We start from the raw sequence: 1,463 nt of genomic DNA, 5'->3' as shown, positions 1-1,463 counted from the left end.
GATATACTTACACGCACGAAGCATTTCATCAGTTCCGATTGTCTAATATCGAAAGGAGACATACGATTATGGCAAAAGGATCTGTAAGAAAAAAAGGAAAGAAATGGTACTACCGCTTCTATGTAGAGGACGCAAGCGGCAATCTTGTTCAGAAAGAATGCGTTGGAACAGAAAGCAAAAGTGGAACTGAAAAGCTGCTCCGTCAGGCAATGGATGATTATGAGAAAAAGAAATTTGTTGCCAAAGCGGAAAATCTCACAGTCGGACAACTTCTGGATGTGTGGGCAGAGGAGGAATTAAAAACAGGTACGCTCAGCAATGGTACGGTGGAGAATTACCTCGGAACAATCCGAAATATTAAGAAACACCCATTGGCAGAACGGAAACTGAAAAATGTAACCTCTGAACATTTGCAATCCTTTTTTGATTTGCTTTCCTTCGGGGGAGTTCATCCCGACGGAAAAGAGAGAAAGGGTTACAGCAAAGATTACATCCATTCTTTTTCCGCAGTCATGCAGCAGTCCTTCCGCTTTGCAGTATTTCCAAAACAGTATATTACGTTTAATCCCATGCAGTATATTAAACTGCGGTATCAGACGGATGAAGTTGATTTGTTTTCAGACGAGGACATGGACGGAAATATCCAACCAATTTCACGAGAAGATTATGAAAGATTGCTTGCTTATCTGAAAAAAAAGAACCCAGCCGCAATACTTCCAATCCAGATAGCCTATTATGCCGGGCTTCGTATTGGAGAAGCCTGCGGTTTGGCGTGGCAGGACGTAAATCTGGAAGAACAATGCCTTACCATAAGACGTAGCATCCGATACGATGGCTCAAAGCGCAAATATATCATCGGACCAACCAAGCGGAAAAAAGTGAGGATTGTTGATTTTGGAGATACGCTGGTAGAGATTTTCCGTAATGCCCGGAAAGAGCAGTTAAAAAATCGAATGCAGTACGGAGAACTTTATCACACGAACTACTACAAAGCGGTCAAAGAGAAAAACAGAGTGTACTACGAATATTATTGCTTAGACAGAACAGAGGAAGTCCCGGCAGATTATAAAGAAATTTCTTTCGTCTGTTTAAGACCGGATGGTTGTCTGGAACTTCCAACTACTTTGGGGACTGTTTGCAGAAAGGTGGCAAAAACATTAGAGGGATTTGAAGGCTTTCATTTCCACCAGTTACGTCACACCTATACAAGCAACCTTTTAGCAAATGGAGCTGCCCCAAAAGATGTGCAGGAACTGTTAGGACACTCAGATGTAAGTACCACAATGAATGTCTATGCTCACTCCACAAGAGATGCTAAACGAAAATCAGTTAGGCTTCTTGATAAAGTGGTAGGCAATGATTAAAAAAATTCCCTTATTTCCCTTGTGATTATCTCATAAGGGTAAAAATAAGGGAAACTACATATCATTTCACTAATGGACAGGCGGGAAAGCCTATAAAAT

At 41.2% G+C, this 1,463-nt stretch carries 1 protein-coding gene; it reads left to right on the top strand.

The window, feature by feature from the left end:
* Window positions 1-68 precede the first annotated feature (68 nt).
* Window positions 69-1,364 carry a tyrosine-type recombinase/integrase gene (locus tag PGU50_RS17910; protein ID WP_117593971.1) on the top strand — a complete coding sequence of 432 codons (1,296 nt, stop codon included), beginning with the start codon at window positions 69-71 and terminating at the stop codon, window positions 1,362-1,364.
* Window positions 1,365-1,463: the final 99 nt, after the last annotated feature.

It is taken from the genome of Coprococcus sp. AM11-30B, from assembly GCF_027674365.1.
In the GTDB taxonomy this organism is placed as follows: Bacteria; Bacillota; Clostridia; order Lachnospirales; family Lachnospiraceae; genus Allocoprococcus; species Allocoprococcus comes.
Note: the sequence above shows the minus strand (reverse complement) of the source record. Positions and strands in the feature narration are given on the sequence as shown.

Bases quoted from the DNA above. Each gene is read 5' to 3' on its own strand.
- PGU50_RS17910 (WP_117593971.1), top strand. From the start codon at position 69: ATGGCAAAAGGATCTGTAAGAAAAAAAGGAAAGAAATGGTACTACCGC.